This window comes from Streptomyces scabiei 87.22, assembly GCF_000091305.1.
GTDB lineage: Bacteria > Actinomycetota > Actinomycetes > Streptomycetales > Streptomycetaceae > Streptomyces > Streptomyces scabiei.
The window spans coordinates 6,715,128-6,730,385 of the sequence record NC_013929.1; the positions used below are offsets into that span (position 1 = coordinate 6,715,128).

The following is a 15,258-nucleotide window of genomic DNA, read 5'->3' on the forward strand; positions in this document are numbered from 1 at the left end:
CGAACGGCCCAGGCGCCCCGGTCGGCGGAACGGATGAATTTCCTTACCGTCTGCCCAAATTGACCACCCCGGTCTACTCTGGATCCGTGCCGGAGGACGTGGGGGGCACGCCGTTCCCTGACGGCTGGGAGCCCGACGACGACCGCGACCGCGGGGGTATGGACGAAGAGTTCGCCTCCGTGGTCTTCGACGAGGACTTCGTACGGTCCGCCGAGGTCCATGAGCCGACCGCGGTCGAGCGCCTGCTCGCGGCCGCGGAGGCCCGTGCCGCGGCGCAGGAGGCCGAGGCCCGCCGCTCGCGCTCCAGAGGCGTGCACGGCGACGACGACCGCTACGGCGACGGCTTCGGCCCGCGTATCGGCCACGACGACGACCTGGACGACCTCGACGACCCCGAGGTCCTGGAGGCCCGCTACGCCGCCGACGGGGCCTACGGCAGGCCGTACGGCAAACAGACCCGCTGGCACCGGCCCGTCGCCTGGATCCTCGCCCTCGTGATGGGCATCGGCATGGTCGTGCTGGCCTTCACCGCCGTCTACCGGGGCGCCTCCTCCGGCCGCGGCGAGCGGATCCCGCCCCCCGCCACCACCGGTGTGGATCAGGGCATCCCGACCGGACCCTCCGCCTCCGCCGACTTCTCCCAGCCGGTGGTCTCCGCGGACCCCCGCACCCCCTGACAGGGCCACCGGCGGCCCCGCGGAGCGGCCCGCCCCGTGTGGGTGAATCTGGTGAGGACCTGTCAGAAGTTGTGGTGCACCGACGCGTTTACCGAAGCTCCCCAAGACCTACTCTCAAGGTATGGGCGGGCCAGGAAACCCACCTGAGGGGACTCCTGAGGGCGCCCCCGGCGGTGGAGAGGACGAATACCGATCCGTCGTCTTCGACGAGTCGTTCGTCCGCGCTGCCCGCATCCAGGAGTTCTCCGCCCACGAGCGCCTCTCCGACCACGCCCCCGCCGTCCGCCGCCGCCCCGCCGTCCGCCGCGGCCTCTCCCGGCAGGTCCTGATCCTCGTCCTGCTGGTCGCCCTCGCCTTCGGCACCGCGATCTACATGGGCATCCGCCACCCGTACGACACCCCGGCCGCCAAGCCCACCGAGCCGCTGCGGATGACCGTGATCCCGCTGTCCCCGCAGTCCGCCGTGCCCGGCGCCGAGAAGGCCGAGACGCTGTACGCGCACAGCCCGGCCGCCCAGTTCCGGATCGGCGCCGAGGGCATCACGATGCCGGCCACCCGGCGCACCGCCCACTTCTCCGACAGCCAGGTCGTCTCCGCGCTGACCATCGCCAAGGAGTACCTGGTCGCCTCAGCACTCGACCCGGAGGTGCTCGGCGGCACCACCGTCCAGCCCGTGCGACGGCTGCTGGACTCCGAGCAGCTCGACCAGTTCCAGCAGAGCTTCGACCGTCCGGCGGCCGACGGGCGGCACGCGCCCACCGGCTGGCTCGTCCGCTTCGACCCGTCCCGCGCGACCCTCGCCGACCACCGGATCCGCGTCCAGGGCACCCTCCAGGCCGCCGAGTTCGACTCCGGCACTCTGGAGGTCGTCGCCGCCCACACCCTGGTGTACGCGCTGCGGGCGCCCGGCGAGAGGGCCGACGCCGAGGCATCGCTGTTCACCGTCCGGCGCGAGCTGCACTTCCGCTTCGACCAGGACGACCTGCGCACCCACCAGGTCGAGGTCGTCGTCTCCTACGTCCAGGCCGGGCCGCTGGCCTGCGCCGACGACACCACGAACCATCTGCGACCGCTGCTGGCGGGGCAGACCGCGAAGGCCGGCGGCCCGGCCGCCGGGACCGACCCGTACGGCACGGGGGCGGCGACGGCGCTGTGCGGGACCCTGGCGGAGAGTGCGCAGCCGAAGGTCTGAGGCCGGGGGTGTGCGGGGTGCGTTGTCGGGTGCGGGTGGGTGGGGCTTCTCGCGCAGTTCCCCGCGCCCCTGAAAAAGCGGCGCTGCGCCCCGGCTTTTTCACGGCCCGCAGGGGCCGTGTCCTGTAGGGGCGCGGGGAACTGCGCGACCAGCCCCCACCCACCCGCACCCGACCGACTACTCGGCGTCGCGGTCCCGGTCCTCCTCGGCGGTAGCCGTACCGCCGCCGCCGAATCCGCGGCGGACCCGGCCGCCGAGGTCGCCCGCACCGCCCGCGATGTCGGTGACCAGCTTCATCAGCGGGTCCTTGGAGTTCTTCACACTGCTCGTGTAGTGACTGGCCGACTCACGGAAGGAGTCGGTCACCGAGGTGTCCTTGTCCTCGCTGCGCCGCGGGTAGTGCCCGTCCATGATCCGCTGGAAGTCACGGGACTCCGCCCACTTCTTCAGCTCCGCCGCGCGCACGGCCGTGAAGGGGTGCGAGCGGGGCAGCACGTTGAGGATCTTGAGGACCGAGTCGCGCAGGTCGCCGCCGGCCTCGTACTCCTCGGCCTGCGCGAGGAACGCGTCCACGTTCATCTCGTGCAGGTGGTTGCCGCCCGCGATCTTCATCAGACCGCGCATCGACGCCTGGACGTCCTGGCCGACCAGCAGCCCCGCGCGGTCGGCGGACAGCTCCGACTTGCGGAACCACTCGCGCAGCCCGGTCACGATCGCCATGATCGCGAGGTTCCCCAGCGGGATCCAGGCGATCTTCACGGCGAGGCTCGTCAGGAAGAGCAGTATCGTGCGGTACACCGAGTGCCCGGAGAGCGCGTGGCCCACCTCGTGGCCGATGACGGCCCGCATCTCCTCCTCGTCGAGCAGCTCGACGAGGCCGGTGGTGACGACGATGATCGGCTCGTCCAGGCCGATGCACATCGCGTTCGGCTGCGGGTCCTGGTTCACGTACATCGGCGGGACCTTCTCCAGGTCCAGGATGTAGCACGCGTCCCGCAGCATGTCGTTGAGGTGGGTGAACTGCTGGTCCGAGACCCGTACGGAGTCGGACAGGAACAGCAGCCTGAGGCTGCGCTCCGGCAGCAGGCCGCTGAGTGCCTTGAACACCGTGTCGAAGCCGCTGAGCTTGCGCAGCGCCACCAGCGCCGAGCGGTCCGCGGGGTGTTCGTACGCCCGGGAGGAGATCCCCTCGAAGCGCCTGCGCTGCCTGCTCGGCACGTTCTCGCGCCCGTTCTGCTCGTGGCTGTCTTCCGGCATGTTTCCCCCATGCGTCTGATTGCCCAAGGTGCCCCCGAAGCGGGGTCCAGCCTAGGCGGAGTTACCGTGACAGGGCATCAACCGTAAGGAGCGATCTCATGGGGCATCTCCCGCACCTGCCCGCGTCCGCCTGGCTCACCGATGCCGCGGACGCCGCCGCGAAGGAACAGGGAGCCGGCAACCTGCTGCGTGTGGTGCTGATCGTGATGGTCCTGGGCTCCGTCCTGATGGCGTGGTTCCTGCTGCGGGGATACAAGCGGGACGACTGACGCCCGCCGACGGGAAGGACGTGCCGCGCCCGCGAACGGTTGCTCGCACGCGAAGTACGCGCCCGGCGCCGCCCGCGTTCACTCCTGGGCGGAGTCGGCGTGATCGCGGCGAAGGCTCCCGCTTACGATGGGCGGGTCTTCATCCCGATCCCACCACCGGATAGGTCACGCCGACGATGAGCTTCCACAGCACCGCTGCCGACTTGGTCACTCTCGCCGCCGAGGGCGGCGGGGAGCACGGCGGCAACCACGAGAGCCTGAGCCCCTACCTGACCGGCGGCGGAGCCTTCCTCGCCCTGTTGCTGCTGCTGTGGATCACCACCCGTTTCAACCGCGATCGCTAATCCGCGCAAAAAGACGTTCGAACGGCGCGCGTCGGCCGGGCCGGTAGGCTCTCCACGCATGGGAGAGCAGGACATGCCTACCGGTCCCGAGCACGACAAGGCGGCGGACCAGGCGCACGACACCGCGGACGGCCGGGCCGGCAGTGCCCCCGGCGCACCGGGAAACCGCCCGTCGGCACCCGGCCGCCGCCGTCTCGGCGTCATGGGCGGAACGTTCGACCCGATCCACCACGGGCACCTCGTGGCGGCCCAGGAGGTCGCCGCGCAGTTCGGTCTCGACGAGGTCGTGTTCGTGCCGACCGGCCAGCCGTGGCAGAAGTCGCACCAGTCGGTCTCGGCGGCCGAGGACCGCTATCTGATGACGGTCATCGCCACGGCCGAGAACCCCCATTTCTCCGTGAGCCGCATCGACATCGACCGCAAGGGCCTCACCTACACCATCGACACCCTGCGCGAACTGCACGAGCTCAACGCGGACTCGGACCTCTTCTTCATCACCGGCGCCGACGCGCTCGGCCAGATCCTCACCTGGCGCGACGCCGAGGAGCTCTTCTCCCTCGCGCACTTCATCGGGGTCACCCGTCCGGGTCACACCCTGGCCGACCCGGGCCTGCCCGCGGGCGGGGTCTCGCTGGTCGAGGTGCCCGCGCTGGCCATCTCCTCCACGGACTGCCGTGCGAGAGTCGCCAAGGGCGACCCCGTCTGGTACCTGGTGCCGGACGGCGTGGTGCGCTACATCGACAAGCGGCAGCTGTACCGCGGCGAGTGAGCCGAGAGGGGCACCGGTGAACGACCGATACGACGCCGGCTACGGGGGCGGCGACCAGAGTTACGAACTCGTCGGCTACGACGAGTACGGGCAGCCGGTGTACCGACAGGCGCCCGCCCAGCAGGTGCCTCAGCAACAGGCGTACGACCCCTACGGGACACAGCAGCCCCAGGGACAGGGCTACGGCCAGGGCTACGGCTACGACCCGTACGCGACCGGCCAGACCCACCAGACCCACCAGCAGTACCCGCAGGGGTACGGCACGGGCGGCGCGGGCTACGACCCGGGCCACCAGGCGACGGGGTCCGGCTACGACCCGTACGACCCCTACGGGCAGACGGCCGCCACCGGCCTGCAGACGCCCGTCACCGAGCAGACCGCCTACATCCCGCAACAGTCGGCACCGCCGACGACCGCCGAGGAGAGCGGTCCCCTCGCCGACGACGGCCCCCCGGAGGGTGGCTCCGGGGAACCGGACTACCGCACCGAGCAGTTCGCCTTCGTCGAGGAGCCGGACGGTGACTCCGAGGACGTCATCGACTGGCTGAACTTCACCGAGAACCGCACCGAGCGCCGCGAGGAGGCCAAGCGGCGGGCCAAGAGCCGGCTGGTCGCGCTGGTGGTGGTCCTCGCCCTCGTCGTGGTCGGCGGGGTCGGCACCCTGTGGTGGGCGGGCATGCTGCCCGGCTCCTCATCCGAGCAGCGGACCGGCACCACGACCTCCGCGGCCGCCCAGAAACGGGACGTGATCGTCGTCCACCTGCACGACACCAAAGGCGGCGGCACCTCCACGGCACTGCTCGTGAACAACACCACCACCGAGCGGGGCGCCACCGTCCTGATCCCGGGCGCCCTCGCCCTCACCGCGGACGACGGCACCACGACCACCCTCGCCAAGTCCGTCGACGACGACGGCTCCTCCGGCACCCGCGACGCGCTCGACACCGTCCTGGGCACCGACATCGAGGGCACCTGGCGGCTGGACACCCCCTACCTGAACAACCTCGTCGGGCTCGTCGGCAACATCGACATCGACACGAACGCGAACGTGCCCGACCCGGAGGCGAAGAAGAAGGGGGCGGCCCCCCTCGTCACCAAGGGCAGGGCACAGACCCTCAGCGGCAAGATGGCCGTCGCCTACGCCACCTACCGGGCGTCAGGCGAGTCGCAGGACGCGCAGCTCAAGCGGTTCGGGCAGGTCGTGCGCGGTGTCCTGCGCAAGCTGTCGTCCGACGCGCAGGCCGCCACCGTCACCGTGCAGACGCTGGCCCAGATCCTCGACCCCTCGCTCAGCGACAAGGATCTCGGGACCTTCCTCGCCAAGCTCGCCGACCATGCCAAGGGCGGCGACTACGCGACCGAGCTGCTGCCCGTCCAGCAGGACGGCACGCTCAGCGCCGAGGCCTCCGACAGCGTGGTCAAGGACCTGCTCGGCGGCGCCGCGAAGAGCCCCGACGCCGGAGACGCGGTCCGCGTCGGCATCCGCAACGCCACCGGCGAGAAGGACGCCACCGAACAGGCCCGCGTGGTCGTCCTCAACGGCGGCTACACCTTCCTCGACGCCGGCACGACCGCCGCCCCCGAGGCCACCTCCCGGGTCACCTACTCCGACGCGTCCCGCAAACAGGACGCCGTCGAGGTCGCCAAGACCCTCGGCCTCCCGGCCGGCGCCGTGAAGAAGGGCGAGACCACCTCCAACGCCGACGTCTCGGTCGTCCTCGGCCAGAACTACGAGACGACCGGCACGGGCGGGACGACGGGGACCACCGGAGCGACGGGAACGACCGGGGCGACGGGAACGACCGGGACCACGGGCTGACCCCCGGCCGACCCCGTCGGCATGATCGGAATCAGGCCCCGGAGCCTCCCCGTCGGCCACGCTCCGGGGCCTGATCGATTAACACGTGGGGCGGCGTCGGTGGGCCGTGAGACCCTTGGGGTAGCCCGTGAGGGTTCCTGACCGACGACCGAAAGCCGTGTAGTGACCGCCACCGACCGCTCCCTCGAGCTCATCACCACCGCCGCGCAGGCGGCCGCCGACAAGCTCGCGCACGACGTCATCGCGTACGACGTCAGCGATGTGCTGTCCATCACGGACGCCTTCCTGCTCGCCTCCGCGCCCAACGACCGCCAGGTCAAGTCGATCGTCGACGAGATCGAGGAGCGGCTGAACAAGGAGCTCGGCGCCAAGCCGGTCCGCCGCGAGGGCGACCGCGAGGCCCGCTGGGTCCTGCTGGACTACGTCGACATCGTCGTCCACGTCCAGCACAGCGAGGAGCGCGTCTTCTACGCCCTGGAGCGGCTCTGGAAGGACTGCCCCGAGCTGGACCTGCCCGCCGACGCCAAGGCCACCCGGGGCAAGGGCGAGGAGCACGCCAAGCTGCGCGCCGCCGAGGAGGACGCCGAGCCGGGCGAGGAGCTGCGGTGACCGCGGGCACCGACACGGCAGGAGGCAAGGGGAAGGGCCGTCGCCTCATCCTCTGGCGGCACGGCCAGACCTCGTGGAACGTGGAGCGCCGCTTCCAGGGCACCACGGACGTCGAGCTGACCGAGACCGGTCTCGGTCAGGCCCGCCGCGCCGCCCGGCTGCTGGCCTCCCTGGGGCCCGACGCGATCGTCGCCTCCGACCTGCGGCGTGCCGCCGACACGGCCGCCGAGCTGGCCGCCCTCACCGGCCTGGAGGTCAGCCACGACGAGGGCCTGCGCGAGACGTACGCGGGTGTCTGGCAGGGGCTCACCCACGACGAGATCATCGCCCGGCACGGCGAGGAGTACGCCGCGTGGAAGCGCGGCGAGCCGATCCGCCGCGGCGGCGGCGAACTGGAGACCGAGGTCGCCGACCGCGCCGCCCCCGTGGTGCTCCGGCACGCCGACAAGCTCCCGGAGAGCGGCACGCTCGTCGTCGTCAGCCACGGCGGCACCATCCGCACCACCATCGGGCGCCTCCTCGGTCTGGAGCCGCACCACTGGGAGAGCCTCGGCGGCCTCTCCAACTGCTGCTGGTCCGTCCTCGGCGAGGGCGCCCGCGGCTGGCGGCTCCTGGAGCACAACGCCGGCACCCTGCCCGAGCCGGTGCTCGGCGACGACGACTGACTCCCGTACGCGGCCCCGCACCGGGGCCGCGGCCCGGATTTCACTTTCCGGCTGGTCGCAGGCTAAAGTTCTTCTTGTTCGCCCCGCCGAGCGGGACCGGACACCACGCGGTTCACCGCGTGACGCAAGGGGCTATAGCTCAGTTGGTAGAGCGCCTGCATGGCATGCAGGAGGTCAGGAGTTCAATTCTCCTTAGCTCCACAGATCGGTACAGAAGATCCCGTTCCCGTCAGGGAGCGGGATTTTTCGTGTGTGACCTGCGTCCCTTCTTGAGCAGTCCCCGTCCCGCAGGCGTATAGCTCTGCGACGTCTTCTTCCCGCCCTCGCCCGGACTGGTACGAAGGCGTCGCTGACCGTATTGGTCCGGCCGTGGCAGAATCAAACGGCCGGAAGGGGGCGCGGCCCGACGGGAGGGAGAAGCGATGCCTGCGAGCATCCGCGGGAGGGTCCACGACCTTCCCGTGAAGGTGGTGATGCGGAGCAAGACCACCCTCCTCTGCCCTTCCTGCGGCTCGCTCCACGTGGCCCAAGTCCTCGGTGACAACGGAGGGATCTCCTACGTGTGCACGGCCTGCGGCCACAGCTGGAGCTGAACGATGGGTGCACACAGGAGGAAGTGCGACTGGTGCGGCAGTGGTACGCCCATCGTCCGCGACATGGAGCCCGTCAACGCCGACTACCAGTACTGGTGCGAGGAATGCGCACGGGCGCTGATCATAAAAGGCGACCCCATCGAGACGTACCGCGAGCTGGAGGGCGAGCCGATCTACGGCCGGCTCCTCGAAGAGCACTGCACGCTCAAGCGCTTCTACTCCTTCGTGACGGCCTGAGCGCCAACTCCGCATCCCTGCCCTGCTCCTGTCCGTCGCGGGGCCTCCAGGGCCGCTCCGGCGGCCTTGTCGCGGCCGTGGCGGCAGGGCGTGAACGACGGTCGGGGAAGCGGTGGTTCGCAATCCGGCATTACCGGACAAAATTGCCTCGTGTGTCGGTCCGTCGGAATCGATTTGGAGGTGCGCGTGGGGACCGGTAATGTTGGCGTCGTCGCCAGGGAGACCGGGCGAACAGCACGGCAAGGGGCTATAGCTCAGTTGGTAGAGCGCCTGCATGGCATGCAGGAGGTCAGGAGTTCAATTCTCCTTAGCTCCACAGAGAAGACCCCGTCCACATGGACGGGGTCTTTTGCGTTGGCGGCGGCAGACCGGCGACGGATCGACGGTGCCCCGACGACGAACGAGTGACCCGACGGCGAAGGGCGGGACACCCCGACCGGAGTGACCCGCCCTTCGCCGTGCCGCGTGTCAGCGGCCGCTGCCCAGGGCCCGGCGGCCACGGCCCTGGGAGAGGACCGGGAGGTTCCGGGACGGGGCCGAGGCTCGGTTGTCCTCCTCCAGGCGCAGGGCGAGCGCGGGGCACCGGCGCACCGCGCGCAGGGCCTTGGCCTCGGCGTACTGCGGAACCTTCGCCTGGGCGACGGTGGGGAAGCCGTCGGCGCCGAGCTGGAAGACCTCCGGGAGGATGTCGGCGCACAGGCCGTGACCCCGGCAGAGCGTCCAGTCGACGAAGATCTTCTGACGGCTGCTGGTGTCCTCGGGACCGGCGCCGCCCGGGAGGCCGGAGGGCATCCTGCCGCCCTCGAAGAGCGGCAGCACGCCCTCGACGGGGCGCCCGCAGCCGTTGCCGAGGACATGCGCGGCGAGGTCGTCCGTGAACGCCTTGATGGTCGATTCCAGGAACATCGCGGAGCCGTCCGGATGCGAACACGCGCCGCGCCGCTTCACGTTCTTGGCGACCTGCTTCAGGGCCTCCAGGGCGGCCGGACCGCCGCCGTTGAGGATGTCCTCCATGCCGCGCGCCGCGGCCGGCAGGCCGAGGTAGCAGGGGCCGCACTGCCCCGCGCTCTCCTCGGCGAGCCACTTGGCGACCTGGAGGGACTCGCCGAGCGGGCAGGTGTCCTGGCTGATCGGCAGGATCGCGCCCGCGCCGAGCGCACCGCCCACCGCGTCCAGCGAGTTCCGCGACACGACCGCCTCGTTGACCGTCGCCGCGTCGATCCACTTGCCGTGGTAGCCGCCCGTCAGCACGCCCTGCGGGACCGGCGGCGCGCCGGCGAGCTGCAGGATGTAGCGCAGCGGCACGCCGGTGGGCGCCTCGATCACCATGGGGCGGGCGACCGCGCCGGAGACGGTGAGCATGACGGTGCCCGGCTCGTCGTACAGGCCGGTGTTGCCGTACCGCTCGGAGCCGATGCGGGCGCCGATGGCGAGCTGGGCGAAGGTCTCGGCGTTGGAGAGCAGGGTCGGCGCGCCGCCGACACCGCTCTTGGACGCGCTGGTCTTGCGGCCCGGCGGGATGGGCGGCCCGCCGTCGATGGACCGGATCAGCGAGCCGGCGGCGCCGGTGACCATCCGGACCGGGTTGCGCTGCACGCTCGCGCGGATGGCGGCGCCGCGCCGGTTGCTCAGCCCGCGCTCGGCGAGAGCCGCCTCCATGGACCGCTCGGTGGATTCACGTGTCACCCCGATGACGAGCTGACGGGCGCCCAGGGCCTCGGCGACCAGCAGGGCGCCGTCCAGGATGAGGTGCGGGGCACGGTTGATGAGGACCGTGTCCTTGCGGCAGGCGGGTTCGTCCTCGCTGCCGTTGACGACCACGACGGGCCGGATGCCGCGCTTGATCGCCGACTCGGCGACCGACCGCAGTTTCTTGTGGAACGGGAAGCCCGCGCCGCCCCTGCCCTTGAGGTTGATCCGCTCGGACAGCTGGGCGAGTGCCTCACCGCCCATCGGTTCGAGCGGACCGTGCACCTTGAGGTGCATGGGGAGGTCGAGTCTCTCGACGAGGTCGAAGCCCGAGGTGAGCTGGGGAAGGCCCACCACTCGGACTTCGGGGACGTCGGGAAGGGCCTCGTTCACTTAAATCCTCCGGAAGGCGCGTTCCAGGGTTCGCCCGAGCCCGGCTGGTTGTAGTCGTCGTAGCCGGACAGCGACTCAGTGGCGGGACCGCTGTTGTACGTGTCGTTCGGGTTGTACGTGCCGTAGGGGGCGTTCGTCTCAGGGGTTCCGTAGGAAGTTTCGGAAGCGCCCGTGTTGTACGTCTCGCCCTGGTAGGTCTGACCCGGGTACGCCTGGCCCTGGTAGCTCTGCCCGCCCAGCGGCTGTCCGGCGAACGTGTCCTGCATCGGGTCGTACGACGACGGGGGCGCCTCGCCGACCGGCGGCGGGGACGGGGCCGGCCAACGGGTGCTCCCCGTGGTCGAACCGTCGTCCATCCGGGGCATGGCCTGGGTGGGCTGCATGTCCAACGGCGGCTGCTGCTGGGTCAGGTAGGCCGCGGTGGGCTGCTCCTGCGCGCGCGGCGGCGTCATCGACACCGCGCGGTACGCGGCCGCGAAACCGGGGCCGCTGTCGGCGGCGGCCGCCGCCCCGCGCTGCGGGGGCACCAGCGGGTCGCCGAGCGGGGGGTTGCCCTGTCCGCCGCCGAAGCCGGGCAGGGGGAACTGGCCGCTGTCGCGCATCTGGTCGCGCCGGCCGCCCTCACGGCGACCGCCGCCGGACTCCTCCATGCCCTGCCGGGCGGCACGGGACTTCACCAGTTCGTCGACCTCGGGGGGCCGCTGGCCGTCGGTGCCGAGGACGGCGGCGACCCGCTCGACCACCTGGCGCTTGACCTCGCGCGGCGCGGCGCGCAGCAGCAGGGCGGCGGCGACGGCGATCAGGCCCACGGAGTAGAGGGTCACGAAGACCGGCTTGGCCTCGCGACCCGCGTAGAGTCCGTGCACGAGCGCGAAACACCAGGCCGGGTAGGCCATCATGTGCATCGCGCGCCAGCGTGCCGCGACCGGCGCCGGGGACGCGAAGTTGCTGCGCAGCGCGCCGGTGATGGCGACGAAGACCATCATGGAGCCGGCGGTCGCGCCGAAGCCGATGAGCGCTCCCGTGCCCGTCACGCCGAGGGCGAAGGGGAACAGGGCGAGCGCGGAGACGTGGTTCAGTGCCAGCTTGACCGTCACGTGCAGCACGAGGAACGCGACCGAGGCGATGGCGGTCGTCCGGTGGACGGCCTGGCCGATGATGCGCTGACGCACGGTGAGCAGGGTCCGGTCCTGGGCGACGAGCCCCCAGAGCACCGAGCAGGTCAACGAGACGAGCGAGAGCACGCCCGCTCCGAAGTCGAGGAACTCCCGGTACGCGTCACCTCCGACCAGCACACTTACGGGTATCAGCAGCAGAGCGGCAGCCGTGGCTATCCCATAGGCCGAACGGCCGGTCTGGGGCATCGAGCTGTTACTGCGACGAGGGTTCATGGGGGCAACTCCGAACAGTTCGGGAAAGCGGTCCCGTCGTCGAACTGTAAGTGGTGCCAATACCGGGCGGTACGAGGTTTGAGTTATTGCGCTGTTACCCAGGACCAATCTCACATCGAGGATGCCCGTTAGTGGTCGTTACGCGAAGTAAGTTTTGAATAAAGTTCAACTTATTTGGCCGGAACGTGTGGCGGACACGCCGCTGTTCCACGCCCGTCGAGGGCTCGAACCTCGTCGCGACGGCTGTGGGGGCTGCGGTACCCTGAACGCATGCGTGCCGTACGCCTTCTGCTTAGTGAGCCGCGCTGATCAGTCCCGACCGCCGACGAGACGGCATGGTCGGCATCGGCGCGGCGTCCCCTCCTGTGTGAGGGGATTTTTCGTTTCCTGACGACACAGCCGCTGGCAGAGACGATCGATGGAGCCTTGAGGATCATGAGCGAGACGAACCCCGCCGCCGCTGACGTGGCGGCGGACGCCAGCCCCCACCGCTACACGGCCACCGTCGCGGCCGACATCGAGGCACGCTGGCAGGACTTCTGGGACGCCGAGGGCACCTACGCCGCACCCAACCCCACGGGTGACCTGGCGGGCGACGCCGAGCTGGCCGCCAAGCCCAAGAAGTTCATCATGGACATGTTCCCGTACCCCTCCGGAGCGGGACTGCACGTCGGCCACCCCCTGGGCTACATCGCCACCGACGTCTCCGCCCGCTTCCAGCGGATGACCGGCCACAACGTCCTGCACACCCTGGGCTTCGACGCCTTCGGCCTGCCCGCCGAACAGCACGCCGTCGCCACCGGCGAGCACCCCCGCGTCACCACCGAAGCGGCCATCAACAACATGAAGTCCCAGCTGCGCCGGCTGGGACTGGGCCACGACAAGCGCCGGTCGTTCGCCACGATCGACCAGGACTACTACAAGTGGACCCAGTGGATCTTCCTGCAGATCTTCAACTCCTGGTACGACGACGAGACCGGACGGGCCCGCCCTATCGCCGAACTGGTCGCCCAGTTCGAGTCCGGTGAGCGCGCGCTGCCCGGCGGCGGTTCCTGGAGCGCGCTGAGCGCCACCGAACGCGCCGACGTCCTGGGCGAGTACCGACTGGCGTACGCCTCCGACGCTCCCGTCAACTGGTGCCCCGGCCTGGGCACCGTGCTGGCCAACGAGGAGGTCACCGCCGACGGCCGCTCCGAGCGCGGCAACTTCCCCGTCTTCAAGGCCAAGCTGCGCCAGTGGAACATGCGCATCACCGCCTACGCCGACCGTCTGCTGGACGACCTGAACGAGCTGGACTGGCCCGAGGCCATCAAGCTGCAGCAGCGCAACTGGATCGGCCGCTCCGAGGGCGCCCGCGTCGACTTCCCCGTCGACGGGGAGCACATCACGGTCTTCACCACCCGCCCCGACACCCTGTTCGGCGCGACCTACATGGTCCTGGCCCCCGAGCATCCGCTGGTCGACAAGTTCACCCCGGACGCCTGGCCCGAGGGCACCCACGACGTGTGGACCGGCGGTCACGCGACCCCCGCCGAGGCCGTCGCCGCCTACCGCGCGCAGGCCGCCTCGAAGTCCGACGTCGAGCGGCAGGCCGAGGCCAAGGACAAGACCGGCGTCTTCACCGGCTCGTACGCGACCAACCCCGTCAACGGCGAGCGCGTCCCGGTCTTCATCGCCGACTACGTCCTGATGGGCTACGGCACCGGCGCGATCATGGCCGTCCCGGCCGGCGACCAGCGCGACTTCGAGTTCGCGCGCGCCTTCGAACTGCCCGTCGTCTGCATCGTCGAGCCGACCGACGGCCGCGGCACGGACACCTCCACCTGGGAGGACGCCTTCGCCTCGTATGACGCGAAGATCATCAACTCCACCGGTGAGGGCGTGTCCCTGGACGGCCTGGGCGTCGTCGAGGCCAAGGCACGCATCACGGAATGGCTGGAGCGGACCGGCATCGGTCAGGGCACCGTCAACTTCCGCCTGCGCGACTGGCTGTTCAGCCGCCAGCGCTACTGGGGCGAGCCCTTCCCGATCGTCTACGACGAGGACGGCGTCGCGCACCCGCTGCCCGAGTCGATGCTGCCGCTGGAACTGCCCGAGGTCGAGGACTACTCGCCGCGCACCTTCGAGCCGGACGACGCCGACACCCGGCCCGAGACGCCGCTGTCGCGCAACGAGGACTGGGTGAACGTCACGCTGGACCTGGGCGACGGCCCCAAGCGCTATCGGCGTGAGACCAACACCATGCCCAACTGGGCCGGTTCCTGCTGGTACGAGCTGCGCTACCTGGACCCGCACAACTCCGAGAAGCTGGTCGACCCCGAGATCGAGCGGTACTGGATGGGCCCGCGCGAGGGACAGCCGCACGGCGGTGTCGACCTGTACGTCGGCGGCGCCGAGCACGCGGTGCTGCACCTGCTGTACGCGCGCTTCTGGTCCAAGGTCCTGTTCGACCTGGGGCACGTCTCCTCGGCCGAGCCGTTCCACAAGCTGTTCAACCAGGGCATGATCCAGGCCTTCGTCTACCGCGACAGCCGCGGCTTCGCGGTGCCGGCCGCCGAGGTGGAGGAGCGCGACGGCGCCTACTTCCACCAGGGCGAGAAGGTCAGCCGTCTGCTGGGCAAGATGGGCAAGTCCCTGAAGAACGCCGTCACGCCCGAGTCGATCTGCGAGGAGTACGGCGCGGACACACTGCGGCTGTACGAGATGGCGATGGGCCCCCTGGACGTCTCCCGGCCGTGGGACACGCGCGCGGTGGTGGGCCAGTACCGGCTGCTGCAGCGGCTGTGGCGCAACGTCGTCGACGAGACCACCGGCGAGGTGACCGTCGTGGACACCGAGCCCGGCGAGGACACCCTGCGCGCACTGCACAAGGCCATCGACGGCGTACGGCAGGACCTGGAGGGCATGCGGTTCAACACCGCGATCGCCAAGGTCACCGAGCTGAACAACCACCTGACCAAGGCGGGCGGCCCGGTGTCCCGCCCCGTCGCCGAGGCCCTGGTCCTGCTGGTCGCTCCGCTGGCCCCGCACATCGCCGAGGAGCTGTGGCGCAGGCTGGGCCACACCGACTCGGTCGTCCACCAGGACTTCCCCGTCGCCGACCCCGCGTACGTCGTCGACGAGGCCGTCACCTGCGTCGTCCAGATCAAGGGCAAGGTCAAGGCCCGTCTGGAGGTGTCGCCGGCCATCTCCGAGGACGAGCTGGAGAAGGTGGCCCTGGGCGACGAGAAGGTGGTCGCGGCGCTGGCCGGCGCACCGATCCGCAAGGTCATCGTGCGGGCGCCGAAGCTGGTGAACATCGTCACCTGAGCGGAGGCGCTCCGCGGGAGTACGGGCGGTGGTCGGTCGGCTCCG

General features: G+C 70.6%; 14 protein-coding genes and 2 tRNA genes. 13 read left to right on the top strand and 3 right to left on the bottom strand.

What is annotated here, in order from left to right:
* Window positions 1-86: 86 nt before the first annotated feature.
* Window positions 87-677, top strand: a complete 591-nt coding sequence (locus SCAB_RS28770) for an SCO2584 family spore wall biosynthesis protein (protein WP_037723836.1) — start codon at window positions 87-89, stop codon at window positions 675-677.
* A gap of 121 nt (window positions 678-798) precedes the next feature.
* Window positions 799-1,869, top strand: coding sequence for an SCO2583 family membrane protein (locus SCAB_RS28775; protein WP_013003605.1), 1,071 nt, complete (start codon window positions 799-801; stop codon window positions 1,867-1,869).
* 177 nt (window positions 1,870-2,046) lie between these two features.
* Here the strand turns inward: SCAB_RS28775 and SCAB_RS28780 are convergent, their stop codons facing one another.
* Window positions 2,047-3,126, bottom strand: coding sequence for a M48 family metallopeptidase (locus SCAB_RS28780; protein WP_013003606.1), 1,080 nt, complete (start codon window positions 3,124-3,126; stop codon window positions 2,047-2,049).
* Between the two features lie 98 nt (window positions 3,127-3,224).
* On the opposite strand from SCAB_RS28780, the gene SCAB_RS47825 reads away from it, so the two are divergent.
* The 10 genes from SCAB_RS47825 (at window position 3,225) to SCAB_RS28825 (ending at window position 8,747) form a co-directional block, all read left to right on the top strand.
* The gene (locus tag SCAB_RS47825) at window positions 3,225-3,395 is read left to right on the top strand and encodes a hypothetical protein (protein WP_013003607.1); all 171 of its coding nucleotides are present in this window, start codon (window positions 3,225-3,227) and stop codon (window positions 3,393-3,395) included.
* A gap of 176 nt (window positions 3,396-3,571) precedes the next feature.
* Window positions 3,572-3,739: a hypothetical protein gene (locus SCAB_RS47830; protein WP_013003608.1), complete on the top strand. Its 168-nt coding sequence runs from the start codon at window positions 3,572-3,574 to the stop codon at window positions 3,737-3,739.
* A gap of 58 nt (window positions 3,740-3,797) precedes the next feature.
* Window positions 3,798-4,508, top strand: a complete 711-nt coding sequence (gene nadD, locus SCAB_RS28795) for a nicotinate-nucleotide adenylyltransferase (protein ID WP_037723839.1) — start codon at window positions 3,798-3,800, stop codon at window positions 4,506-4,508.
* A gap of 16 nt (window positions 4,509-4,524) precedes the next feature.
* Window positions 4,525-6,327 carry an LCP family protein gene (locus SCAB_RS28800; protein ID WP_013003610.1) on the top strand — a complete coding sequence of 601 codons (1,803 nt, stop codon included), beginning with the start codon at window positions 4,525-4,527 and terminating at the stop codon, window positions 6,325-6,327.
* 162 nt (window positions 6,328-6,489) lie between these two features.
* Window positions 6,490-6,936 (top strand): ribosome silencing factor, encoded by a 447-nt coding sequence (gene rsfS, locus SCAB_RS28805; protein WP_013003611.1) that lies wholly within the window; start codon window positions 6,490-6,492, stop codon window positions 6,934-6,936.
* Complete coding sequence (locus SCAB_RS28810; RefSeq protein WP_013003612.1) at window positions 6,933-7,601, top strand: histidine phosphatase family protein; 669 nt, start codon at window positions 6,933-6,935, stop codon at window positions 7,599-7,601. The genes rsfS and SCAB_RS28810 overlap by 4 nt, the downstream gene beginning before the upstream one ends.
* Before the next feature lie 128 nt (window positions 7,602-7,729).
* Window positions 7,730-7,802, top strand: a tRNA-Ala gene (locus tag SCAB_RS28815).
* A gap of 221 nt (window positions 7,803-8,023) precedes the next feature.
* Window positions 8,024-8,194 carry a hypothetical protein gene (locus SCAB_RS47835; RefSeq protein WP_013003613.1) on the top strand — a complete coding sequence of 57 codons (171 nt, stop codon included), beginning with the start codon at window positions 8,024-8,026 and terminating at the stop codon, window positions 8,192-8,194.
* Between the two features lie 3 nt (window positions 8,195-8,197).
* Window positions 8,198-8,431 (top strand): hypothetical protein, encoded by a 234-nt coding sequence (locus SCAB_RS28820; RefSeq protein ID WP_005479297.1) that lies wholly within the window; start codon window positions 8,198-8,200, stop codon window positions 8,429-8,431.
* A 243-nt stretch (window positions 8,432-8,674) separates the two neighbouring features.
* Window positions 8,675-8,747 (top strand) — tRNA-Ala (locus SCAB_RS28825).
* A gap of 152 nt (window positions 8,748-8,899) precedes the next feature.
* Here the strand turns inward: SCAB_RS28825 and SCAB_RS28830 are convergent.
* Together SCAB_RS28830 and SCAB_RS28835 are read right to left on the bottom strand one after the other, a co-directional pair.
* Window positions 8,900-10,513, bottom strand: coding sequence for an NADH-quinone oxidoreductase subunit NuoF family protein (locus tag SCAB_RS28830; RefSeq protein WP_013003614.1), 1,614 nt, complete (start codon window positions 10,511-10,513; stop codon window positions 8,900-8,902).
* Window positions 10,510-11,877 (bottom strand): ferric reductase-like transmembrane domain-containing protein, encoded by a 1,368-nt coding sequence (locus SCAB_RS28835; RefSeq protein WP_013003615.1) that lies wholly within the window; start codon window positions 11,875-11,877, stop codon window positions 10,510-10,512. Before SCAB_RS28835 ends, SCAB_RS28830 begins: the two co-directional genes overlap by 4 nt.
* 462 nt (window positions 11,878-12,339) lie before the next feature.
* On the opposite strand from SCAB_RS28835, the gene leuS reads away from it, so the two are divergent.
* Window positions 12,340-15,213 carry a leucine--tRNA ligase gene (leuS, locus tag SCAB_RS28840; protein ID WP_037723845.1) on the top strand — a complete coding sequence of 958 codons (2,874 nt, stop codon included), beginning with the start codon at window positions 12,340-12,342 and terminating at the stop codon, window positions 15,211-15,213.
* The last annotated feature ends 45 nt before the right edge of the window (window positions 15,214-15,258 follow it).